This window comes from Pseudomonas izuensis, from assembly GCF_009861505.1.
In the GTDB taxonomy this organism is placed as follows: Bacteria; Pseudomonadota; Gammaproteobacteria; order Pseudomonadales; family Pseudomonadaceae; genus Aquipseudomonas; species Aquipseudomonas izuensis.
The window spans coordinates 202,557-224,931 of record NZ_WTFT01000014.1; the positions used below are offsets into that span (position 1 = coordinate 202,557).

General features: G+C 60.7%; 25 protein-coding genes. 11 read left to right on the plus strand and 14 right to left on the minus strand.

The genetic code is table 11. The annotated features are described in order from the left end of the window. Nucleotides 1-9: 9 nt before the first annotated feature. On the minus strand, nt 10-1,158 hold the full coding sequence (locus tag GPL81_RS15280) for a muconate cycloisomerase family protein (protein WP_178122600.1): 1,149 nt from the start codon (nt 1,156-1,158) through the stop codon (nt 10-12). 127 nt (nt 1,159-1,285) lie between these two features. On the opposite strand from GPL81_RS15280, the gene GPL81_RS15285 reads away from it, so the two are divergent. After that, nucleotides 1,286-2,164 carry a LysR family transcriptional regulator gene (locus tag GPL81_RS15285; RefSeq protein WP_160107427.1) on the plus strand — a complete coding sequence of 293 codons (879 nt, stop codon included), beginning with the start codon at nt 1,286-1,288 and terminating at the stop codon, nt 2,162-2,164. Between the two features lie 96 nt (nt 2,165-2,260). Here the strand turns inward: GPL81_RS15285 and GPL81_RS15290 are convergent, their stop codons facing one another. Together GPL81_RS15290 and GPL81_RS15295 are read right to left on the minus strand one after the other, a co-directional pair. Next, the gene (locus tag GPL81_RS15290; RefSeq protein WP_160107428.1) at nt 2,261-2,500 is read right to left on the minus strand and encodes a DUF1652 domain-containing protein; all 240 of its coding nucleotides are present in this window, start codon (nt 2,498-2,500) and stop codon (nt 2,261-2,263) included. Nucleotides 2,501-2,626: 126 nt separating this feature from the next. Beyond that, nucleotides 2,627-3,526: a polysaccharide deacetylase family protein gene (locus GPL81_RS15295; RefSeq protein WP_160107429.1), complete on the minus strand. Its 900-nt coding sequence runs from the start codon at nt 3,524-3,526 to the stop codon at nt 2,627-2,629. Nucleotides 3,527-3,809: 283 nt separating this feature from the next. Here GPL81_RS15295 and GPL81_RS15300 point away from each other — a divergent pair, with 283 nt between their 5' ends. Both GPL81_RS15300 and GPL81_RS15305 read left to right on the plus strand, forming a co-directional pair. After that, complete coding sequence (locus GPL81_RS15300; RefSeq protein WP_160107430.1) at nt 3,810-4,490, plus strand: SOS response-associated peptidase; 681 nt, start codon at nt 3,810-3,812, stop codon at nt 4,488-4,490. 259 nt (nt 4,491-4,749) lie between these two features. Further along, a complete protein-coding gene (locus tag GPL81_RS15305; protein ID WP_160107431.1) occupies nt 4,750-5,022 on the plus strand; it encodes a hypothetical protein in 273 nt (90 codons plus the stop codon). 47 nt (nt 5,023-5,069) lie between these two features. On the opposite strand, the gene GPL81_RS31100 is transcribed toward GPL81_RS15305, so the two are convergent. From GPL81_RS31100 to GPL81_RS15315, 3 genes are all read right to left on the minus strand, one after another. Further along, complete coding sequence (locus GPL81_RS31100; protein WP_178122601.1) at nt 5,070-5,225, minus strand: hypothetical protein; 156 nt, start codon at nt 5,223-5,225, stop codon at nt 5,070-5,072. A gap of 66 nt (nt 5,226-5,291) precedes the next feature. Beyond that, nucleotides 5,292-5,603 carry an AzlD domain-containing protein gene (locus GPL81_RS15310; RefSeq protein ID WP_172901667.1) on the minus strand — a complete coding sequence of 104 codons (312 nt, stop codon included), beginning with the start codon at nt 5,601-5,603 and terminating at the stop codon, nt 5,292-5,294. Then, nucleotides 5,603-6,301: an AzlC family ABC transporter permease gene (locus tag GPL81_RS15315; RefSeq protein WP_160107432.1), complete on the minus strand. Its 699-nt coding sequence runs from the start codon at nt 6,299-6,301 to the stop codon at nt 5,603-5,605. The genes GPL81_RS15310 and GPL81_RS15315 overlap by 1 nt, the downstream gene beginning before the upstream one ends. Before the next feature lie 436 nt (nt 6,302-6,737). On the opposite strand from GPL81_RS15315, the gene dapA reads away from it, so the two are divergent. The 3 genes from dapA to GPL81_RS15330 all read left to right on the plus strand — a co-directional run bounded on the left by dapA (nt 6,738) and on the right by GPL81_RS15330 (nt 9,112). Beyond that, entirely contained in the window at nt 6,738-7,607 is an 870-nt protein-coding gene (gene dapA / locus GPL81_RS15320) for a 4-hydroxy-tetrahydrodipicolinate synthase (protein ID WP_160107433.1), read from the plus strand. Between the two features lie 60 nt (nt 7,608-7,667). Then, nucleotides 7,668-8,027, plus strand: a complete 360-nt coding sequence (locus tag GPL81_RS15325) for a DUF2784 domain-containing protein (protein WP_160107434.1) — start codon at nt 7,668-7,670, stop codon at nt 8,025-8,027. Nucleotides 8,028-8,194: 167 nt separating this feature from the next. Then, nucleotides 8,195-9,112 (plus strand): LysR family transcriptional regulator, encoded by a 918-nt coding sequence (locus tag GPL81_RS15330; protein ID WP_160107435.1) that lies wholly within the window; start codon nt 8,195-8,197, stop codon nt 9,110-9,112. 11 nt (nt 9,113-9,123) lie between these two features. On the opposite strand, the gene GPL81_RS15335 is transcribed toward GPL81_RS15330, so the two are convergent. The 6 genes from GPL81_RS15335 to GPL81_RS15360 all read right to left on the minus strand — a co-directional run bounded on the left by GPL81_RS15335 (nt 9,124) and on the right by GPL81_RS15360 (nt 15,200). After that, the gene (locus GPL81_RS15335) at nt 9,124-10,677 is read right to left on the minus strand and encodes a sensor domain-containing diguanylate cyclase (RefSeq protein ID WP_160107436.1); all 1,554 of its coding nucleotides are present in this window, start codon (nt 10,675-10,677) and stop codon (nt 9,124-9,126) included. A 121-nt stretch (nt 10,678-10,798) separates the two neighbouring features. Continuing rightward, the gene (locus GPL81_RS15340; protein ID WP_160107437.1) at nt 10,799-11,566 is read right to left on the minus strand and encodes an ABC transporter ATP-binding protein; all 768 of its coding nucleotides are present in this window, start codon (nt 11,564-11,566) and stop codon (nt 10,799-10,801) included. Nucleotides 11,567-11,585: 19 nt separating this feature from the next. Beyond that, a complete protein-coding gene (locus tag GPL81_RS15345) occupies nt 11,586-12,299 on the minus strand; it encodes an ABC transporter permease (RefSeq protein WP_160107438.1) in 714 nt (237 codons plus the stop codon). Next, nucleotides 12,296-12,985, minus strand: coding sequence for an ABC transporter permease (locus GPL81_RS15350; RefSeq protein ID WP_160107439.1), 690 nt, complete (start codon nt 12,983-12,985; stop codon nt 12,296-12,298). The genes GPL81_RS15345 and GPL81_RS15350 overlap by 4 nt, the downstream gene beginning before the upstream one ends. Nucleotides 12,986-13,180: 195 nt before the next feature. Beyond that, nucleotides 13,181-13,969 (minus strand): ABC transporter substrate-binding protein, encoded by a 789-nt coding sequence (locus GPL81_RS15355; protein ID WP_160107440.1) that lies wholly within the window; start codon nt 13,967-13,969, stop codon nt 13,181-13,183. 61 nt (nt 13,970-14,030) lie between these two features. Then, on the minus strand, nt 14,031-15,200 hold the full coding sequence (locus GPL81_RS15360; protein ID WP_160107441.1) for a M20 aminoacylase family protein: 1,170 nt from the start codon (nt 15,198-15,200) through the stop codon (nt 14,031-14,033). 133 nt (nt 15,201-15,333) lie between these two features. Between GPL81_RS15360 and GPL81_RS15365 the strand changes: the two genes are divergently transcribed. Beyond that, the gene (locus tag GPL81_RS15365) at nt 15,334-16,287 is read left to right on the plus strand and encodes a LysR substrate-binding domain-containing protein (protein ID WP_160107442.1); all 954 of its coding nucleotides are present in this window, start codon (nt 15,334-15,336) and stop codon (nt 16,285-16,287) included. 6 nt (nt 16,288-16,293) lie between these two features. Here the strand turns inward: GPL81_RS15365 and GPL81_RS15370 are convergent, their stop codons facing one another. Further along, nucleotides 16,294-16,821: a DUF3087 domain-containing protein gene (locus GPL81_RS15370; RefSeq protein ID WP_160107443.1), complete on the minus strand. Its 528-nt coding sequence runs from the start codon at nt 16,819-16,821 to the stop codon at nt 16,294-16,296. A gap of 215 nt (nt 16,822-17,036) precedes the next feature. Between GPL81_RS15370 and ppnN the strand changes: the two genes are divergently transcribed. The 4 genes from ppnN (at nt 17,037) to GPL81_RS15390 (ending at nt 20,797) form a co-directional block, all read left to right on the plus strand. After that, a complete protein-coding gene (gene ppnN / locus GPL81_RS15375; RefSeq protein ID WP_096510279.1) occupies nt 17,037-18,410 on the plus strand; it encodes a nucleotide 5'-monophosphate nucleosidase PpnN in 1,374 nt (457 codons plus the stop codon). Between the two features lie 145 nt (nt 18,411-18,555). Beyond that, the gene (locus tag GPL81_RS15380) at nt 18,556-19,290 is read left to right on the plus strand and encodes a response regulator (RefSeq protein WP_160107444.1); all 735 of its coding nucleotides are present in this window, start codon (nt 18,556-18,558) and stop codon (nt 19,288-19,290) included. A gap of 178 nt (nt 19,291-19,468) precedes the next feature. Beyond that, nucleotides 19,469-19,807 (plus strand): hypothetical protein, encoded by a 339-nt coding sequence (locus tag GPL81_RS15385; protein WP_160107445.1) that lies wholly within the window; start codon nt 19,469-19,471, stop codon nt 19,805-19,807. A gap of 255 nt (nt 19,808-20,062) precedes the next feature. Beyond that, complete coding sequence (locus GPL81_RS15390; RefSeq protein ID WP_160107446.1) at nt 20,063-20,797, plus strand: substrate-binding periplasmic protein; 735 nt, start codon at nt 20,063-20,065, stop codon at nt 20,795-20,797. A gap of 30 nt (nt 20,798-20,827) precedes the next feature. Here GPL81_RS15390 and GPL81_RS15395 read toward each other — a convergent pair whose 3' ends face one another. Then, nucleotides 20,828-22,261 (minus strand): FAD/NAD(P)-binding protein, encoded by a 1,434-nt coding sequence (locus GPL81_RS15395; protein ID WP_160107447.1) that lies wholly within the window; start codon nt 22,259-22,261, stop codon nt 20,828-20,830. Between the last annotated feature and the right edge of the window lie 114 nt (nt 22,262-22,375).

Sequence of the window (22,375 nt, forward strand, 5' to 3'; positions counted from 1 at the left end):
ATGCTCTCCTCAGGCTTGATGAATGGCGGTGGATGTCTTGTCGCGACGGAAAAACGCCAGGCGTTCTTCATCCAGGCTCAGGCCCAGACCCGGCGTCTTCGGCACGTGCAGTTCGAAATCGCGATAAACCAGCGGTTCGCTGAGAATGTCTTCGGTCAGCAGCAGCGGGCCGAACAGCTCGGTGTCCCACGCCAGTTTGTTCAGGGTGATAAAGGCATGGGCCGAGGCCATCGTGCCCAGGCCACCTTCGAGCATGGTGCCACCGTACAGAGCGATACCGGCCGCTTCGGCAATGGAAGCGGTACGCAGTACGGCACGTGGACCACCGTTCTTGGCGATCTTCAGGGCGAACACCGAAGCTGCGCCTTCGCGGGCCAGGTTGAACGCATCTTCCACGCACTCGATGGACTCGTCGGCCATGATCGGCGCCGGGCTCACGGCATTGAGGCGCACCATGCCGGCGCGATTGTTGCGCGAGATCGGCTGTTCAATGAGGTCGATGCCGTTGGTGCCGAGGATGCGGCAGGCGCGCAAGGCCACGGCTTCGTCCCACGCCTGGTTGACGTCGACCCGCACACTGGCGCGGTCGCCCAGGGCTTTCTTGATGGCAATCACGTGGGCCAGGTCGCGGTTGACTTCGCCGGCACCGATTTTCAGTTTGAAGATGCGGTGGCGGCGCAGGTCGAGCATTTTTTCCGCTTCGGCGATGTCCTTTTCGGTGTCGCCACTGGCCAGGGTCCAGGCCACCGGCAGCGCATCACGCACGCGGCCACCGAGCAATTCGCTGACCGGCACACCGAGGCGCTTGCCCTGGGCGTCGAGCAACGCGGTTTCGATACCGGACTTGGCGAAGGTGTTGCCACGGATGCTGCGTTCCAGGCGCAACATCGCCGCGTTGACGTTGCCGCTGTCCTGGCCGATCAACAACGGCGCGAAGTGCGTGTCGATGTTGGTCTTGATGCTGTCAGGGCTTTCGTTGCCGTATGCCAGGCCACCGATGGTGGTGGACTCACCGATACCTTCGATGCCATCAGCGCAACGCACGCGGATGATCACCAGGGTCTGATTCTGCATGGTGTGCATCGCCAGCTTGTGCGGGCGGATGGTCGGCAGATCGACGATGATCGTCTCGATCGATTCAATGGCGGTTGCAAGCATTTCGATACCCATCAGGTTCTTGGAGTTCTGGAGTCGATTCTCGTACGGCTTTTTTCGTGACGCCAATATAGAATTGGTCTGACTTGATACCTTTAAGGTATGCAACCGCTTGACGTCCGGAGGTTCCATGGAACTGCGTCACCTGCGTTATTTCCAGGTATTGGCTCAAACCCTCAACTTCACCCGCGCCGCCGAACTGCTGCACATCGCCCAACCGCCCCTGAGCCGGCAGATCCAGCAACTGGAAGATGAATTGGGGGTAATGCTGCTGGAGCGGGGACGGCCGCTGAAGCTGACGGATGCGGGGCGGTTTTTCCATGAACACTCCACGGCCCTGCTCGAACAGCTGAACAAGGTGTGCGACAACACGCGGCGCATCGGCCTGGGCGAAAAGACCTGGCTGGGCATCGGTTTCGCGCCGTCGACACTGTACGGCGTGCTACCGGAACTGATCCGCCGCTTGCGCAGTGGCGAACCGCTGGAACTGGAGCTGGGGCTTTCGGAAATGACCACCCTGCAACAGGTGCAGGCGCTCAAGGCCGGACGCATCGATATCGGCTTCGGCCGCATCCGCATCGACGACCCGGCCATCATCCAGACCGTGCTGACTGAAGATCGCCTGGTCGCCGCCCTGCCCGCCGGCCACCCGTTGCTGGCCGGCCCCATCAGCCTGCGCGACCTCGCCCGGGAGCCCTTTGTGCTCTACCCCGGCAACCCGCGGCCCAGCTACGCCGACCATGTGATCGCGCTGTTCGAATCCTATGGCGTGAGCATCCACGTGGCGCAATGGACCAACGAACTGCAAACGGCGATCGGTCTGGTGGGGGCCGGGATCGGCGTCACGCTGGTGCCGGCCTCGGTGCAATTGCTGCACCGCGACGACATCGGTTTCACTCCGCTGCTGGAAGACAATGCGACCTCGCCGATCATTCTCAGCCGGCGCGTGGGCGATGTTTCGCCGGGCTTGAACCATTGCTTGCTGATGATCGAGGAGTTGCAGCCATAGGCGCCGATACCCCTGTGGGAGCAAGGCTTGCCCGCGATGGCGTTCTCATGAGCGCTATCGCGGGCAAGCCTTGCTCCCACAAAAAGCGGTTCACTGCTATCCAGCAAACGCCCGGCGCCCGGCACTGATCTCGGTACGCAATTCGCCAATCAGGTCGGAGATGGCCCGCACGCTGGTCAGCTGTTCGGTCGAGACGCCGCTGATCAGCAGTTCAACCCGGCCACTGGCCGGCTCGTAGACCTCGATGCGCAGCAAGCCGCCGCTTTCCGTGCATTCGCAGGACAGCGGCGCAAAGCCGGACTCGACGATATTGCATAGAACGGAAACAGGCAGCATGACCGGTCCCTCGGGCAGCAGTTGATCGAATAGGACTCAATGAGAATAGATGCGCTTTACCCGTTTTGCGCTAATAAAAAGTGTTATCCGGTTCTCATTTACCGACTCTCATTCCCAAGCACTTTTTCACTCGGCATTGCGTTTCCAGATCCAGTTCCAGAATCCAGGCAGTTGCACCGGCTGTGAGCTGTCGCGCACGGTTCGGGCCATCGCGGCCCGTTGCAGCGCGTCAGTGTCATCGTAAAACGGTTGTTCTGCGACTTTCACCCCGGTCGCCCGGGCGCTGTCGAGGAGGATTTGCAGGTACTCGCGGGTATGCCGCGCGGTGTAGCGGTTGAGGTCATGGAAGGTCACCACCACCGGAATCACCCCATCGACCACCGGCAGTTCACCCAGGGCGATGCGCTCGCGCACTTCGGACATCGAGCGCAGGAAGTGCGCCCGGCGCCGGGGGCTGGCGTTGAAGCCCCAGATCTTGCCGTCATTGGCGCTCAGGTCGGTCAGCAGCACATGCAGGCCATGCTGCTGATAAGCGGCGAAGGTACGTTTGTCGTAGTTCCAGAATGGCGGACGCAACAGCGTCGGTGGCGCCCCGGTGATCGCGGCGATGTCGGCACTGCCGTTGGTGAGCGCCTCTTCGAGCGCCTGCGGATCGAGGGAGCGGTGGTTGGTATGCGAAGGTGTCGCGGTGTGGAACCCCAGAATGTGCCCGGCATCCCGCTCGCGGTGCATGATCGCGCGCCCGATATCGCTGCCACCTGCCCGCGTGGCACGGGTCTGCACGAAGAACACGGCCTTGATGTCCGCTTGCAGCGGGTTGCGCGCCAGGCTGTCGAGTACGGTTTCGGTGGGGTTCCAGAAACTCGATGCGCTGGGACCGTCATCGAAGGTCAGCAGGAAGCGAATCGGCGGTTGCGCTTGCAGACGTTGTTCGGTCTGCGGCGTCATTTCGATGGGAGCGGCGATACAGCCCAGCAGACTGGCTGCCATGGCGCACGCGAATAGAACCTTGAACAACTGTTTCATGTTTTGCCTTGGGCCCGACCATTGCGGTCAACACTTCAAACGGCAAAATTCCTTCGCCCGTTTATCCTTCACTGGCCCGCAGGTCGCTGCGAGCCGAGGTTGGATCAGGGTACACAGTGTTTGGTTCCGGCGCTTGCGCACATCCCCGCCCCTTGTAGGAGCTGGCTTGCCAGCGAAGAGGCCCTTGAAACCGCCTTCGCCGGCAAGCCGGCTCCTACAGATTGCGGGGAGTCCCGATTCGTTGAAGCATCTATGCTGAAAACACCAGCCGGAGGATTCGGTCATGTGCGGACGTTTATCGCAATACCGGGGCATCCACGATTTTGTCGCGGTGCTGAGCATTCCCGACGCGTTGATCAACCATATCGGCGATCAGCCACTGGCCCACTACAACGCCGCGCCCACCACGCAACTGGCGTTACTGCACCTGGAGGATGACGGCCTGCACGCCGACTTCCAGCGTTGGGGCTGGCGGCCGCAGTGGGCGAAGGATCGGGCGGCACCGATCAATGCACGGGTCGAGAAAGTCGCCCACGGTCCGTTCTTCAGGGCAATCTGGCCGCATCGCGCGATCTGCCCGGTCGACAACTGGTTCGAATGGGTCGACGCCGGGGATGGCACACGGCAACCCTGGCTGATCCGCCGACGTGACCGGGGGCCGATTTTCTGCGCGGCGATCGGGCAGTTTCCCATTGGCAGTGCCATGCCTCGGGATGATGACGGCTTTGTCATCATCACCGCCGACAGCGCGGGCGGCATGGTGGACATTCATGACCGGCGGCCGGTGGTGTTGTCAGCAGAACTGATGCGGGAATGGCTGGACCCGGCGACGCCCAGGGAGCGTGCCGAGCAAATGGTACTTTTGCAGGGTGACGACAGCGATGTGTTCGAGTGGTACAGGGTCAGCAAAGCGGTTGGCAACGCCAGAAACCAAGGGGCTGAATTGATTGAAGAGATCACTTGAACTGGCAATATCGACAGGGCGATCGATATATGTAACAAGTCGAAGCGTGGAATTGTTACAACTACTGTTTCAGATGATTAACACTTATAGAAGTACAACCGTTTCATGCGTTACCGCTTGTCCGACAATCCGTCAGCCATAGATACATTTCAAATGACTACGGCTAGCATTCGCGCCGCATTTCCAATGCCTCCGCCCAGTTGACCAAAGAGTCAGCAACTAAGGAAATCCCATACAACAAGCCTTGCAGAGAACTCAATTGCGCGACGATTTTACGAATAATCAAGTCGTGAGACTGGCCTGTGTTTATCTTACAAAGACAGAACACTACCAACTCGACAGCTTTATCGGGCAATACATCAAGACCCGTAACCTGCAAACTATCCCATATATCAACGACATACTGAGTTCAGCCCTCGAAGACTATCCTGGCAAGCCGCCCGTGATGGTCAATGAGCTGAACGCCTGGATCGACAAGACCCTGGGTTATCGGGCCGCGCACCCCGATTTTCTGTCGCTGGAAGACATTTGAACGCGTGTGGGAGCGAGCAAGCCCGCTCCCACAAAAAGAAGTTTTGCCTAGGGTTTCAACGGGATTTCGATATCACGCTCCGACAGCTCTCTGCTGCGGTCATGCTTCCACGTCTTTTCTTCATGCTCCTGCTGCTCAATCTCTTCTTCCGTAGGCTCATCCACATCTTCATCCGGGTCCGGACGCTTGGGTTCATTGGCCATGTTCACCTCTCTTCCTGAAGGGATCGTTCATCAACTTTAAGCGTAGAACAGTTTCCCGTGGCCGACTCACAGCCACCAGCGCAGCACAAAGAAGAAGCCCATGCTCAACAACATGCTGAGCAAGGTGTTGCGGGTGTACAGCACCAGGCCGACGGCCACCAGCGAGCTGATCAGGTACGGGTTGTCCCATTGCAGATTCAGCTGTTTCTCGGGCATGAACACAATCGGCCCGCAGATCGCCGTCAACATGCCCGGCACGGCGAAACCGAGGAACTGCCGGGCATTGCTGCTCAGGCGCACCGGCAGCCGGGGTTCCAGAAAGACATAGCGGTTGAGGAACACCAACACGCCCATGCCGATAATCACCGCCCAGACCATCATGCGCGCGCTCCCCAAAACTTGTTGCAAACAAACCCGGCGGTCATTCCCGCCAACCCCGACAGCACCAGCGCCGAGCCCCATTGCCAGTAACTGAACAGCACCGAACAGAACAGCGACACCGCGACACAGACCACAGTCGGCACATTGCGCACCACCGGGGTGATCAGGGCGATGAAGGTGGCGGCGATGGAGAAGTCCAGCCCGAGATGTTCAAGGCCCGGAATACTGCTACCGAGCACGATCCCGGCCAGGGTGAAGAGGTTCCAGGCGATGTAGAACGTCAGGCCCACGCCCAATGCGTACCAGCGGTCGAATTGCTGCTTGTCGTGCTGGCTGGTCAAGGCGAACAGCTCATCGGTGAGCAGGAAGCCCAGACCGATCCGCCAGCGTCCTGGCAACGGCGAGATCACCGAACGCATGCTCATCCCGTAAAGCAAATGCTGAGAGGTCAGCAACAAGGTCGTCAGCAGGATCGAAAAGATCCCGGCCCCGCCCTTGAGCATGCCGATGGCCACCAGTTGCGCGGCACCGGCAAACACGATGCTCGACAAGCCCTGGCCTTGCAGGGGCGTGAGATTGGCTTCGATGGCCATGGAGCCGGCCAGCAAGCCCCAGGGCGCGGTCGCCAGGGACAGCGGCATGATCGCCGCGGCGCCGCGCAGGAACGCCGTGCGCGGAAGATGGGAGTTGGACATAACGCTCTACAACCAGGGGAAAGACCGCAGACTTTGCCAGCAGTCGCGGCCCATGGCTTGAACAATCTTGCGCATGTTGCCATTCGTTGTGGTTATCGATCACTTCAAGCAATACGCGGATGCGCGGGGAGTTCGCTGATTTTCGCGATTGACAAACACCGCGCCGGCTTTTAAAACTAGGCGCCTCATTCAGGGTGTAAGCAAACATGTCCGCAACCTCCAACCTCAACATTGTCGTCATTGGCTTGATTGCCAAGGCGCAAGGTTGCGTTGCGCGCACCCTCAAATCGAAGAAACAGTCGCTCATGTGACCGGGGCGCGCTGTCCCGTCAGATGAGCTGACAGGACATTGAGCGCGACGGACCCCACTCCCCTTGCTTGCTTCCTTCTACGCTTCTGACGGTGACGACATCGGTCAACCATCAGGAGAAAGTGCATGTCATCGTTTCAAGGTATCTGGGTTCCCCTCGTCACGCCGTTCCACAACGGCGCCATCGATTTCGCCGGCTTGCGACGGCTGGTCAGCCATCTGCTGGAAAAAGGCGTCGATGGCCTGATCGTCTGTGGCACCACCGGCGAACCGGCCGCCATGGGCAAACATGAGCAGCTGGCGGTACTCGACGCGGTGCTGGAGTTGGTGCCGGCGCAGCGGGTGGTCATGGGCCTGGCCGGCAACAACCTGACCGAACTGTTGCAGTTCCAGCGCGAGATTTTCAAGCGTCCACTGGCCGGTTTGCTGGTCCCACCGCCCTACTACATCCGCCCGTCCCAGGCCGGGCTCGAAGGGTTTTTCAAGACCGTGGCCGATGCCTCCAGCGTTCCGCTGATTCTCTATGACATCCCTTACCGAACCGGCGTGGCCTTCGAACGGAAGACCCTGCTCAACATCGTCGCCCACGAGCGCATCGTCGCGATCAAGGACTGCGGCGGCAACCTGACCAACACCCTCGCGCTGCTTTCCAGCGGCCAGGTCGATGTTTTGTGCGGCGAAGACAACCAGATCTTCAGCGCCTTGTGCCTGGGCGCCAAAGGGGCGATTGCGGCGTCGGCCCATGTGCATCCCGAACGGTTCGTTCAGTTGTACCAGCAAGTGCGCGACAACCAGTTGGCTGCCGCTCGCACGACCTTCTTCGAGCTGCTGCCGCTGATCCAAAGCCTGTTCATCGAACCCAATCCCGCTCCGGTAAAAACCGCGCTGGCCCTTGAAGGCCTGATCGGCGATGAACTGCGCGCGCCGATGCAACGCAGCAGCGAAACCCTGGTGGCGCATCTGAAGGAGGTACTCGGCGTCCTGAACAATCGATAGAGCGCCGGCCATACGCCCGAGTACCATGGAACGATTCGCCTGACGCCTGCGGGAGTCGACATGCTCTACCGAATCGCCGCCGATGGGCTGGTGCTGTTTCATCTACTGTTCATTCTGTTCGTGTTGTTCGGCGGGCTGTTGGTGCTGAAATGGCGCCACCTGATCTGGCTGCACCTGCCCGCCGCCGGGTGGGGCGTGGCGGTGGAACTGTTCCACCTGCCCTGCCCGCTGACCCGCTGGGAAAACCTGATGCGCCATGCCGCCGGACAAAGCGGCTATGGCGCCGGTTTCATCGAACATTATGTGTGGCCGGTGATTTACCCGGCCGGGCTGACCCCGACGATTCAACTGTGGCTGGCCAGCGTAGTGCTGGCAGTCAACGTATTGCTCTATCTTCGAGTGATCAGGCTCCACCTGTAGGAGCGATCGTGCGCAGGTACTCTGTGGGAGCAAAGCTTGCTCGCGATGACGGCGAACCGGGCGCCATCGTTGTTGACTGGGCTGCCACTATCGCGAGCAAGCTTTGCTCCCGCAGACTCTTGCCGTTACCGCCGTTTGTCAGGTTCCTACAGAAGGATTGAATAAACATGCTGTCGATCGAAGATCTCGCATTGCTGGAGGCCATCCGTGAGACCGGCAGCCTGTCACGGGCCGCGGTCCGGCTCGGCAAGGCGCCGTCCACGGTGTCCTACGCCGCGCGGCAACTGGAAGAGCGCTTCGATGCGTTGCTGTTCGATCGCCGTCGCTATCGCCTGCAACTGACCCCGGCGGGCGAGCTGCTGGTCAACGAGGCGTCGCGGCTGATGGCGGATGTCTCGCGCCTGACCCAACGGGTGCAGCAAGTGGCCAATGGCTGGGAGAGTCGATTGTGGATCGTCACCGACGAGTTGCTGGAGTTCGAAAACCTGATCCCGATCATTCAGCAATTCGATGCCCTGGGCTCCGGCGTACCTTTGCGCATCACTCAGGAAGTGCTCAAAGGGGTCTGGGAAGCCCTGCGTGAAGGCCGCGCCGACCTGGTCATCGGCGCAACCAACGAGCCCCCGGCGATCCCGTCCTTGCGCTGGATGCAACTGGGGGAAATGGAGTGGGTGTTTGCGGTCTCGCCCAAACACCCCCTGGCCAAAGCCAAAGAGCCGATTAGCCGAGCCCTGGTCGCGCAACATCGGGCAATCGTGGTGGCCGACTCCTCGAGAATCACCGAAGGCAGCACCTACGGTGTTTCCGGCGGACAAACAGTGCTGGCGGTGCCCACCATGCGCGCAAAAATCCTCGCCCAATGCGACGGTTTGGGCGTGGGCTGGTTGCCGCGACACCGGGTCAGCTCGTTATTGAACAACGGCACACTGCTGGAAAAACAGATGGCTGACCCTCGCGAGCCGAACATTATGTACGCCGGCTGGCGCGGCGACCATGACGGCCGCGCCCTGGGCTGGTGGCTGGAACAACTCAAGCAGTCGTACCTTGCCACCCGGCTGGTGCAAGGCATCGATCTGTTTGTCTGAAGGTTCGTTGCTCAGTTGGCAATCACACTCATATTTCGCCCGCTGGCCTTGGCCACATACAACGCCTTGTCGGCGGCTCCGATCAGATCCTCGGTACGGGTTTGCGACGCCGGATCGTACCCGCACACGCCAACGCTGACCGTGATCACGCCTTCAGGACTTTCATTGTGCTGCAAGCCAGCCGCCTGCACCGCGCGGCGGATTTTTTCCGCTACCAGGAACGCCCCCACATAGTCGGTGCCGGGCAGCACCACGGCGAACTCTTCGCCACCAAAGCGCGCGGCCAGGTCGCCGGGACGCTTGATGTGCTCGATGATGATGGCGGCGATATTGCGCAAGCACTGATCACCGGCCAGATGGCCGTAGTGGTCGTTGAATGCCTTGAAATGATCGACATCGATCATCACCAGTGCCAGACCGGTCAGGTTGCGCCGGGCACGGCCCGTTTCCGCCTGGATGAACAGATCGAACTGGCGCCGGTTGGCCAGCCCGGTAAGGGCGTCTTCCAGGGCCAGCAACTCCAGGTTGCGATTGAGCTCCAGGAGCCGTTCCTGGGACCCGAGCAACTCCACCTGGATCAGGTTCTGCTGCTTCATCAACTTGATCAGGCGATACCCGAGCACGCCGAGAAACCCGAGCAACAACGACACGATCGCCGCGCTGAGCATCGACTCCTTGCGCCAGCCGGCCAGTACTTCGTCCTTGTTCAGCGCGGCAAAGACAATCAACGGATAACCCTCGACCCGGCGATAACCCACCACCCGCTCGACGCCATCGATGATCGACTTGATCGTCGCCGTGCCCGCGCTGCCATTGGGCAGCAACTGGGTGAACAGCGGGCTTTTGGCCAGGCTGGTGCCGATGTCCGCCTCGTTGAACGGCCGGCGCACGACGATGCTGGCGTCGTCGGCGATCAGGTTGATCACGCCGTTCTTGCCCATGTCGATGCTGTCGTAGAGCTCCAGGAAGTGTGAGAGATAGATCGTCGCCAGCGCCACGCCGGCAAAACTGCCGTCGGGGTGATTGATTCGCCGCGACACGGTCATGATCCATTCACCGCTGGAACGGCTCTTGATCGACGGGCCGATGTGCGGCCCGCGGTCGGGATGATCGCGGTGATAGATGAAATACTCGCGGTCGGAATTATTGGCAACGCCGACCTCGGCGCCATTGGAGTTGGCAACCCATTGCCCGGTCTGGTCATACACGAACAAGCCATGGATCTGGCTCAGTTCGTTGCGCTGGGCGCTGAGCAAGCGTTGCAAGCGATGGAGCCGGTCCCCTTCAATGCCGTCGTTTTCCAGGCGATCGACCAGGCTGAACAGCAATGTATCCGCCTGCTTGATCGTGGCCTGCGCCTGGGAGGCCAATGTCTGCGCAAGGTTGGACATCGCCACTTCCTTGTCATGCAGATGATACTGGCGCGAACTCCAGACTTCCCAGCTGACGATCAGCGCCATCGACAGGCACACCGCCCCCAGCAACGTTACTGCCGAGCGAACCTTGAGCCTGGCGACGCCGGGCCGGCTTTTTTCGATACGGTCGTAAATGGACGGATGCCCCATGACGCTCCCTGAATGCTGATGACATGGCGAAATATCCCGCTCGCCACTTTAACCACCCGACGGGTGATGTACACAATCAGTCATCATAGGATTGTCCCGACAACCGGGCCAGTGCTTTGCGCTATTTGAGGCTCCCGGCCAGAAACTGCTGCAACCGCTCGCTGCGTGGATGCTCCAGCACACTGCCCGGCGCACCCTCCTCTTCCACCCGCCCCTGGTGCAAAAAGACAACGTGGTTCGACACCTGCCGGGCAAACGCCATTTCATGGGTAACCACCACCATGGTCCTGCCTTCCTCGGCAAGCTGCTGCATGACTTTGAGCACCTCGCCGACCAGCTCGGGGTCGAGCGCGGACGTCGGTTCGTCGAACAGCATCACCTGGGGTTCCATGGCCAGCGCCCTCGCGATGGCCACCCGTTGCTGCTGGCCGCCGGACAAATGGACCGGATACTGCCCTTCGACCTTGGCCGGCAGGCCCACTTTGGCGAGGTAGTGACGCGCCCGCTCCGTGGCCTCTGCCCGACCGATGCCAAGCACACTCATCGGACACTCGATGATGTTGTCCAGCACCGTCATGTGGCTCCACAGATTGAAGTGCTGGAACACCATCGACAGCTTGCTGCGCATGACCCGCAATTGCCCGGGATCAACCACACACAGTTCACCTCTGGCATTGCGGCGTGTCAGCAGTTCTTCGGCATTGACGACAATGCGCCCGGCGGACGGCTGTTCGAGGTGGTTGATGCAGCGCAGGAACGTGCTTTTCCCCGATCCCGAGGAACCGATGATGCTGATCACGTCGCCAGCCCGGGCCTTGAGCGATACGCCTTTCAAGACTTCATGGCTGCCGTAGTTCTTGTGCACATCTTCAACGATCAATTTATACATTCGAGCAAGTCCGATGGGGTCAATGCGTGCGGGGTTTGAGGTAGGCCAGCCAATGCAGCTCACCTCGGCGAAACAGCCAGATCAGCAAAAAGGCGCTGGCGGCATATAGCACCCCGGCGATCCCGAAGGCGGTGAAGGAGGCATAGGTCGCCGAATTGACGTCCCGTGCAATCTTCAGCAAATCGGGGACCGTGGCGGTAAAGGCCACCGACGTGGAATGCAGCATCAAAATCACTTCGTTACTGAAAAACGGCAGGGCCCGGCGCAACGCCGACGGCAGCACGATCCTCCGATAGAGCGTAAAACGCTTCATCCCATAGGCTCTGGCGGCCTCGATTTCGCCATGGGGTGTCGCCCGGATAGCGCCGGCAAAGATTTCGGTCATGTAGGCACAGGTATTGAGCCCGAACGCCAGCACCGTGCAGTTGAACCCGTCACGGAAAAAGGCGTTCAGAAAATCCTGCGACCGAACCACATGCAAGCTGTACACGCCGGTGTAGAAGAACAGCAACTGGATGTACAACGGCGTCCCGCGAAACACGTAGGTGTAAAACCAGACCGGCACACGGATCAGCGGGTTGCGGCTGACCCGGGCGATCGCCAGCGGCACCGCCAGCAGGAAACCGATCACCACCGAAAGGATCAGCAGCCACAACGTCACCGCCAACCCGGAAAAGTGCGGGCCGTCACTCCACAGGTAAGCCTGCCAGTAGTCTTCGAGAATGCCGGTCATAGCGCCGCCTTCCTGACACCCACCGAGTAGCGGTGCTCCAGCCACAACAGCACAACGTTGGAGACCGTGGTAATGCCCAGATAGATCAGGCCACCGACCAGCGTGAAGTAAAAGAACTGCATCGAGCCCTTGCCCGCGTCCTGCGTCGCCTTGACCACATCGGTCAGGCCGATGATCGAGACCAGCGCCGTGGATTTGATCAACACCTGCCAGTTGTTGCCGATGCCGGGCAGCGCATGGCGCAGCATTTGCGGGAAGAGGACTTTGCGAAAGGCTTGCCCGCGAGTCATGCCGTAGGCCTTCGCCGCCTCGACCTGACCTGCCGGGACGGCCTGGAAGGCGCCACGGAAGGTCTCGGTGAAGTAAGCCCCGTAAATGAACGCCAGTGTCACGACACCGGCCAGAAACGGGTCGATATCGATTTGCCCGGTGCCCAGCCAATCGGTCATGCGGTTGAGCAACATCTGCAGGCTGAAGAACAGCAGCAGCATGATCACCAGGTCCGGCATGCTGCGAATCACCGTGGTGTAACCGGTGGCCATCGTTCGCAGGAATCGATTGGAAGACAGCTTGGAACTGGCGCCGATCAGCCCTGCCAGGACAGCGATCAGCAACGACCAGAGCGCCAGTTTGATGGTGGCCAGGGTGCCCAGCAAAATCTGCGGGCCAAAACCTTCGAGAAACATTTCACTCTCCTTGTTCTTATTGGGTGAGGTGAAGGGGGGATGCGGCAACTACGCGGTCCATACGACCACGTTGCGCCTGTCCTGTAGGAGCGAGCCTGCTCGCGAAAAAACCATGGGCGCCGCGTGGAATCTGGTTTGACGCGTTATCGTTAACGATCATCGCGAGCGAGCTCGCTCCTACAAGGGCAGAAGGTGTTACTTCGCGCCGTAGATGTCGAAATCGAAGTACTTTTTGTTGATCCGCTCGTAAGTGCCATTGGCGAGAATCGTCGCCAAGGCCTTGTTCAAGTCCTCGCGCAACTCGACATCGTTCTTGCGCAAGCCAATGCCATCACCCACGCCGAAAAACTTCGGATCGTCCAGGGTCGCGCCCGAGAACTCGTAATCCTTGCCCGCTGCGGTGTTCAGGAATCCGTAACTGGCCTGGATGGAGCCCTGCAGCGAGGCGTCGAGCCGCCCCACCACCAGGTCGGCATACACCTGGTCCTGATTCTGGTAGGACAGAACGTCCACACCCTTGGCGCCCCACGCGGCTTTGGCGTAGGCCTCCTGCGTCGAGCCCTGTTCCACGCCGACGCGTTTGCCCTTGAGCGATTCAAGGGTCGGCAACAGTCCCGAGCCGCGCTTGACCACCAGACGGGCCGGCGCGTTGGACACCTTGTCGGTGAACGCAATCTGCTCCAGGCGCTTGGGCGTGACGGTCATCGACGACGCCACCGCGTCGAACTTGCGCGCCAGCAATGCCGGGATCATCCCGTCCCAGCTGCTTTCCACCCAAACGCAGCGGGCGTGCAACTCGGCACACAGCGCTTCGGCGATGTCGACCCCGAAGCCGGTCAGCGTGCCGTCCTGGTTTTTGTATTCCAGCGGCGGATAGGTGGGGTCCACACCCAGCCTCAAGACTTTGCCAGACCAGTCAGCCGCACCTGCCCAGCTTGAGGCCGTCAGAAGCACCAGTGAAACCGCTGCAAGTATCTTGTTCATTATTTTCCTCTCCAGGTCGCAGACGACTTTTGTACCGATTGACGCTCGACTTTGCGGCGTCTCAACGCAGAAAACTTTCCACCAACTTGACCCAATAACTCGCCCCGATCGGCAGGCAAGCATCATTGAAGTCGTAGCCGGGGTTGTGCAGCTGGCAGCCGCTTTCGCCCTCACCATTGCCGATCACCAGATAGCTGCCGGGGCATTGCTCGAGGATGAAGGCAAAGTCTTCACTCGCCGTGAAGGGGCGCAGGTCTTCGATCAACCGGTTATCACCCAACCAATCGCGGGCGACTTCCCGGGCGAACGCGGTCGACTCGGGGTCATTGATCAACACCGGATGACAGTGCTGATAATCGATCTGTGCCCGGGCACCGAAACTGGCGGCCTGGGCGTTGACCAATTCGATGATCCGGGCTTCGAGCAACCGGCGAACTTCGGGGGTCAGTGCCCGCACGCTCAGGCTCATGTCGGCGCTGGACGCAATGACATTCGAGGCGCTGCCGGCATGAAGGGAGCCCACGGTAATAATCGCCATGTCCTGCGGGCTGACGTTGCGCGAGACGATGCTTTGCAGGGCCATCACGATCGAGGCGCACACCACCACCGGATCGATTGCCTTGTGCGGCACCGCGCCATGCCCGCCTTGACCGATGACCTTGATATTCACCGTGTCGGCCGACGCCATGAACGGCCCGCTGTAGAAGCCCAAGTGCCCGACGGGATAACCGGGTACGTTGTGCAGCGCGAAAACCGCATCACAGGGGAATCGTTCCAGCAGCCCGTCCTCGAGCATTTTCCGGGCGCCGCCCAAGCCTTCTTCCGCCGGCTGGAAAATCAGCTGCAGCGTACCCTTGAACGTGCGGGTCTGTGCCAGATACCGGGCGGCCGTCAGCAAGGTTGCAGTGTGACCATCGTGACCGCAGGCATGCATGACCCCATCGATCCGGCTGGCGTAGGGCAGACCGCTGGTTTCATGAATCGGCAACGCATCCATGTCGGCGCGCAAGCCAATGGACCGGCCTTCGCCATTCTTCAGGGTGGCGACCACCCCGGTCTTGCCCACTCCGGTGCTGACCTCATAACCCCACTGCACCAGGCATTCGGCAACCTGCTGACTGGTGACGAACTCCTCAAAGCCCAACTCGGGATGCGCGTGTATACGCTGACGTAACGCGATCATTTCATCTTGTATCGCTGCAATACCTGGCAGCACGTGGCCGGCATCCATTGTTGTTCTCCTTCGATGGGGACGCAGCGCTGGCGAAAGCGCTGTCGGGACCGATCTTAGGTAACGGGACCCTGGGCTGGGGAGTCTCAGTTTGGTTATGATGACAACCAATGGTTGTCTGAAGGGTAAGCAGATGAAATTGCATCAACTTCAAGCGCTGATTGCCAGCGCCGAGGCGGGCAGCATCCGCGCTGCCGCCCGTTCGCTCGACATTTCCCAGGCGGCCGTGACCAAAGCCTTGCGGGAACTGGAGACCAGCCAGCAGCTACCGCTGTTCACTCGCACGCCCAGCGGCCTGAGCTTTACTGAATACGGCAAAGTCCTGCTGACCCACGCCCGGCTGGTGATCAAGCAACTCGAACACGCGCAGACCGAACTCGATCACCTGCGCGGCAAGGCCCAGGGGCGGCTTTGTGTCGGGATCACGCCATGGATCGCCCTGACCTTCCTGCCCGACGTGGTGCTGGCGTTTCGCGAGCGCATGCCGCAAATCAGATTGGAGCTGTACGAAAGCCTCATGGCCGTGGCCCAGCCACTGCTGCGCGACGGCAGCATGGACTTCGCGATCGGCCAACTCCATCCGGGGCAATCGACCCAGGAATTTGCCTGCGAAACCTTGCTGGATTACCAGACCTCGGTGCTGGTGCGCGAAGGCCATGCGCATCAGCATGCCCGCTCGATCCATGAACTGCTGGAGCAGAACTGGACCCTGAACCATGCGCCGGACGGCCACGATGGGTTGATGCAGGAACTGTTCTGGAAACACGGCGCGAAGATCGACGAAAACCGCATCGTTCGCGCCCAGTCACTGGCCATTTTGCAGATGATGGTCGAGCGAGCCGATATGTGCACCTGGGGGCCTTCGATTGTCAGCGTTGCCCCGCCCTTCCTCGGCCGCGTGGTCTCCCTGGACCTGACCGAACAATTCGATGACCGGCAATTAAGCATCGTGACACGCCGCAACGTCGCACTGAGCAATCCGGCACTCTGCTTCACCGATTGCCTGCTGCAGGTCATTCGTCGCCATGCCCGATCGGCGAAAAAGGAAGACCGGAAACTCTTCGAGACGCTGCGACTGCGGGTTTGAGTGGTCTCAGGTCCGCGCCTGCTTCACCGCCTCCAGCCATGCAGGATCCAGACTGCTTTGATCGGTATCGATGCCCAGCGCTTGCATTCGCGCCTCGTGCTGCTCCATTTCCCGGCGCAATTGCCCATGATCGCTGGAGTTCCCGTCCAGTTGGTGCATTTGGCTCAATCCCAGGTGATAGAAGCGCAACAACTTCATGGCGCTCGGATCACCCGCTTCCACCGCAGTCGTGACGTGGTGCATGACGTTGGTGACGCTCATCAGACTGCGCTTGAGCTGCCAGCTGTAGACCGCCGGCGCCATCCACGCCTGAGTCCAGAACACCTTGCGCATCAGCGCCGCCATCACCAGCACCGCGGCAAACACGCCGCCGATGTTGAAACGCAGATTGTCCCCGCCAGGCGTACCGAACACCGCCACCGCCATGGTCGATAGCACCATCGCCAACGCCAGGAAAATCAAGGCGATCACCAGCGTGCTGCGCCGCGTCTGTTGCCGATAGGTTTCGGCGTTCATCGGCTGGATTTCGAACATTACGTCGGGTTTCCTTCAATCGCTGGTAAAAAGAGTGCGGGCATTATCGCCTCTGCGGGGGATTTAGCTATGCTGGGGCTCCTTTTCATCTGTTCATCGTCAAACGGGGGACGTGGCAAGACCGCGCAGTTCGTGCCATCTTCTTTCATGGATACACACCATTCGGATGCCATTCGTTGTTTCTGCGGGAATGACATCGTTTTAAGGATCATTGAATGACCCAACGACAAGTAATCAACGCTTCGGTCAGCCCGAAAGGCAGCCTGGAAACACTCTCCCAACGGGAAGTCCAGCAACTGAGCGAAGCCGGATCCGGCAGCACCTACAACATCTTCCGCCAGTGCGCCCTGGCCATCCTCAACACCGGCGCCCACGTCGATAACGCCAAGACCATCCTCGAAGCCTACAAGGACTTCGAAATCCGCATTCACCAACAAGACCGTGGCGTACGCCTGGAACTGCTGAACGCCCCGGCTGACGCTTTCGTCGACGGCGAAATGATCGCCAGCACCCGTGAAATGCTGTTCAGCGCCCTGCGCGACATCGTCTACACCGAAAACGAACTCGACAGCCAACGCATTGACCTGAGCACTTCCCAGGGCATCAGCGATTACGTGTTCCACCTGCTGCGCAACGCCCGCACCCTGCGCCCCGGCGTCGAACCGAAGATCGTGGTGTGCTGGGGTGGCCACTCGATCAACACCGAAGAATACAAATACACCAAGAAAGTCGGCCACGAATTGGGCCTGCGCAGCCTCGACGTGTGCACCGGTTGCGGCCCCGGCGTGATGAAAGGCCCGATGAAAGGCGCTACCATCGCCCACGCCAAACAGCGTATCCACGGCGGCCGTTACCTGGGCCTGACCGAACCCGGGATCATTGCCGCCGAGGCACCGAATCCGATCGTCAACGAGCTGGTGATCCTGCCGGACATCGAAAAGCGCCTGGAAGCCTTCGTCCGCGTGGGCCACGGCATCATCATTTTCCCGGGCGGCGCCGGCACGGCCGAAGAGTTCCTGTACCTGCTCGGCATCCTGATGCACCCGGGCAACGAAGGCCTGCCCTTCCCGGTCATCCTCACCGGGCCGAAACATGCCGCGCCGTACCTGGAGCAACTCGACGCCTTCGTCGGCGCGACCCTGGGCGAAGCGGCCAAGAAGCACTACCAGATCATCATCGACGATCCGGCTGAAGTCGCCCGGCAGATGACCGCCGGCCTCAAGGCGGTCAAACAGTTCCGCCGCGAGCGCAACGACGCGTTCCACTTCAACTGGCTGCTGAAAATCGACGAAGGCTTCCAGCGCCCGTTCGATCCGACCCACGAAAACATGGCCAACCTGAAACTGAGCCGCGACCTGCCGGCCCACGAACTGGCCGCCAACCTGCGCCGCGCGTTCTCCGGCATCGTCGCCGGCAACGTCAAGGACAAGGGCATCCGCCTGATCGAACAACACGGGCCTTACCAGATCCGTGGCGACGCGGCGATCATGCAACCGCTGGATCAACTGCTCAAGGCCTTCGTCGCCCAGCACCGAATGAAACTGCCTGGTGGCGCGGCGTATGTGCCGTGTTATCGAGTGGTGGCCTGATAGCTTTACTGTAGGAGCGAGCCTGCTCGCGATGGACGTTACGATAGCGCGTGCTGTCTGAATGAACGCGTCGCCCTGACGTTTTTCGCGAGCAAGCTCGCTCCTACACAGAGGGCGCACAGCAACGAATACAAGGGATCGACCCATGGACCACGTCAACCACATCCTGATCGTCGACGACGATCGCGAAATTCGCGAACTGGTCGGCAACTACCTGAAGAAAAACGGCTTGCGCACCACCGTGGTCGCCGACGGCCGGCAAATGCGCAGTTTTCTGGAAGCCAACCAGGTCGACCTGATCGTGCTCGACATCATGCTCCCCGGCGATGACGGCCTGGTGCTGTGCCGTGAGTTGCGCTCAGGCAAGCACAAAGCCACGCCGATCCTCATGCTCACCGCGCGCAACGATGAAACCGACCGCATCCTGGGCCTGGAAATGGGTGCCGACGACTACCTGACCAAACCCTTCGCCGCCCGTGAACTGCTGGCGCGGATCAACGCCGTGTTGCGCCGCACCCGGATGCTGCCGCCCAACTTGCTGATCACCGAAAGTGGCCGCATGCTGGGTTTCGGCCGCTGGCGCCTGGACACCACTGCCCGGCACTTGCTGGACGAGGACGACACCCTGGTGGCCCTCAGTGGCGCCGAATACCGCCTGCTGCGGGTATTCCTCGATCACCCGCAACGGGTATTGAGCCGCGACCAATTGCTCAATTTGACCCAGGGCCGCGACGCCGACCTGTTCGATCGTTCCATCGACTTGCTGGTGAGCCGCCTGCGGCAACGATTGAAGGATGATTCCCGGGAGCCGACCTATATCAAGACCGTGCGCAGCGAGGGCTACGTGTTTTCCTACCCGGTGGAGATGCTCGAGGCGTAGGCATCAACATTTTTCCAGGGGTTTTGTATGCGTCTGTATATAAACCCCGTCCGGATACGCAACAGCCGATTTCGCACCGTTCAGGCACACATCAGCGATACACCCCGGCGTTTAACTGTGACCACCAGCTAGCACACGCTACTGACCACTCACTACTTAAGCGCACGGAGAATTTCCCATGTTCAACTTCTCGAAAGTTTCGTCCCTGGCACTCGGCCTGGCATTGGTGGGCGGTCTTGGCCTGTCGAACCTGGCATCGGCCAACACCCCGAGTGTTGCAGCCCCAAGCTCCATCCAGGCGTTGCTGGCCGAAGGCGGTTCGGATCGCTTGCAACAAAATCGCGTGGCCGAGGGTGGCTCCGATCGCCTGATCGAGAATCGTGTCGCCGAAGGCGGATCGGATCGTTTGCAGGAACGGCGTGAGCGCATTGCCTCGATCCCGGGCAACGCAGCGATCAATGGTGTAGTCGTCGCCGAAAACCGTGCCGAATTCGGTTCGAAATATCAGCGTTATTGATCACGATCCCCCTCACAACAGATATCCATTGTGGGAGCGAGCCTGCTCGCGAAGACGGACTTCCAGCCGACAATTTTGCCGTCTGACACTCTGCTTTCGCGAGCAGGCTCACTCCCACATTAGTTCTTCGCTACAGCCTGATCACCCGCAATCCCCATAAATCCTCATCTCTGACACAAAAGCCCCGGAGATAGTCCGCGACAGTGGCACTGTGCCCGTACTAGTATTCGCGCTTCACTTCATCAAGGACGATTCATGAAGCGCTTGGCCGGTTGCCTGCTGTATTTCCTGACGCTGAATGCGCTCGCGGCCGATGTGACCCTGCTCACCGACAACCACCCTCCCCTGCATTTCCAGCAAGGTGGCCAACTGGTGGGATTCGGCGTGGATGTGGTGCAGGCCCTGGCCGAACGCACCGGCGATCACGTCAACCTGCAGCAATTGCCGTTGTTGCGGGCCTTGCATATGGCCAGTACCGAACCCGCGACCGGGGTCTTCACCGTATTGCGTACCGCCGAACGCGATGGCCAGTACCAGTGGGTCGGGCCATTGCTGGAAGTGGAAACCGCGCTGTACTCCGCCGACAGCGCCCGGCCGCCGGTGCGCAGTTTGCTCGAAGCCGGCAAACTTGGCCGCATTGCCGTGCCGCGAAAATGGCTGGCCTACAGCTACTTGCAGAAACAGGGTCTGAACAACTTGTATGGCGTCGAAACGCCAGAGCAGATGATGCGTTTGGCGCGGGTGGGCCGTGCCGATTTTGTCGTGGCCGATACCCTGTCCATCGCCACCATTGCCCGCGAAGAAGGGGTGGCACCCAGCCAATTGCACTATCAGATGCCGCTGATGCAACAAGGCAGCTACATCGCTTTTTCCCTTCAGACCGATGTACGCCAGGTCGAACGCTGGCAACAGGCGCTGGAGGAGATGAACCGCGATGGACGCCTGGAGCAGATCAAACAGCGTTGGCTCAGCGCCAACACGCCCCGCTGAACAGAATCACCCCTCTCGATATCTACACAATCAGAAAGACGCCACCAAACGCGCCGCCAATGCCTTGGCCTGACTCGCAACATCGGTGACAGCGGTACTCTCCCACCAAACCCCACGCAACGGCGGCCCCATGGCAAACAACCGACTGGCGGCCTGGCCATCGGCATCCAGCACCGCACCGTCCACCTCAGCAGCAATCCCCAGCGCCAAAGGCCCCGGCTTGATCAAACCGCGCGCCAGCAACTGTTGTGGCAACGGCCGCGCAACCCGACGCCAGTCGTACTCGATGCCACTGGAGTTGATCAACGCCGCGCCGCTGACAACAACCGTTTCAGCCTCCCCCCGACGGCGAATGCGAATGCTCACTTCACTGCCCGAGGAAGGCTCAAGCCCCTTGAAGGACGCCGCCTGAATCCGCAACCGCCCTTCCCCGTGCAGGCGTTCTACCAGTTCGGCACTCAAGGGCGGCGAACGGTGGTGATGGCTTTCCCACCACGGCCGCACATGCCGCACAAACTGGCGGCGTTGCACGTCGGTGGCCTGGTTCCACAAGCGGCCGATGTGCGCCCGCACGGTGTCCAGCGGTGCCTGCCAATCGATGCCCAGGGCAATCGCGTCCTGGCAATGCCGGCGCAGTTCGCGCACCAGCTGACGGGGTGTGCGAATGCTGTGATCCTCGGCGAGGAAATCCACCCAGGCGGGTGGTTGTCGCCGCACATGGGGCAGCAAGCCATGACGGGAAAACACCTCGATCGGCCCGCGATGCCCGGCCTGCTCCAGCGACACCACGGCATCGACCATGGTCAGGCCCGAGCCGATGATCAGCACCGTCGATTGCGGATCAAGCTGCTGCATCGCGGCCACATCCCATGGGTCGAGTGCGGCGGCGTTCAAGCCGCTGGATTGGGTCTGCGGGGTTCGGGCGGCGGGGAACATGCCGGTGGCGAGCACAGCAAAGGCACCCTGCAAATGCCGGCCATCGTTCAAGGTCAATCGCACTGCCTGCGCATCCGTTTGCAGATCCACCACCTCGGCCCGCACATGCTCGACCGTCGAACCGTTCAGCGCGCCCACCGCTTGCGCTTCGGCCAGACGCTGCTGCACGTACAGGCCGAAAATCCCCCGAGGCGGGAACAGTTCACTGACCGGCACATGTTGCTCATCCGACTCCGGCCAGCCACCGGCGGCGATGTATTCGCCCAGCCATTGGGTCAGGTCGTCGGCGTTGTCCGGGTCGACGCTCATGCGCGCCGCATTGCCATTGAGCGTATGGCCCAATTCCACGGCGCTGTAGGCCTCGCCCCGGCCAAGTTCGGCGCGGGGTTCGATCACCAGCACCTGGCGACGGCCCGGCAGGCGCAGCAGTTGCGCCGCGAGCATCGCGCCGCTGAGACCGCCGCCGACGATCAGGATGTCTGCGTGACGGATGATGTCAGTCGGCTGTCCGTTTGGGGTTTCACTCATGCCGTTCTCACTGATTCCAAATAGAAGTCATGCAATTCGTCCCTGGCCTACATCAGACTTGGTGGATTGATGTTGACAGTGACGGCCTCTTCGCGGGCAAGTCGGGTCGCCGCA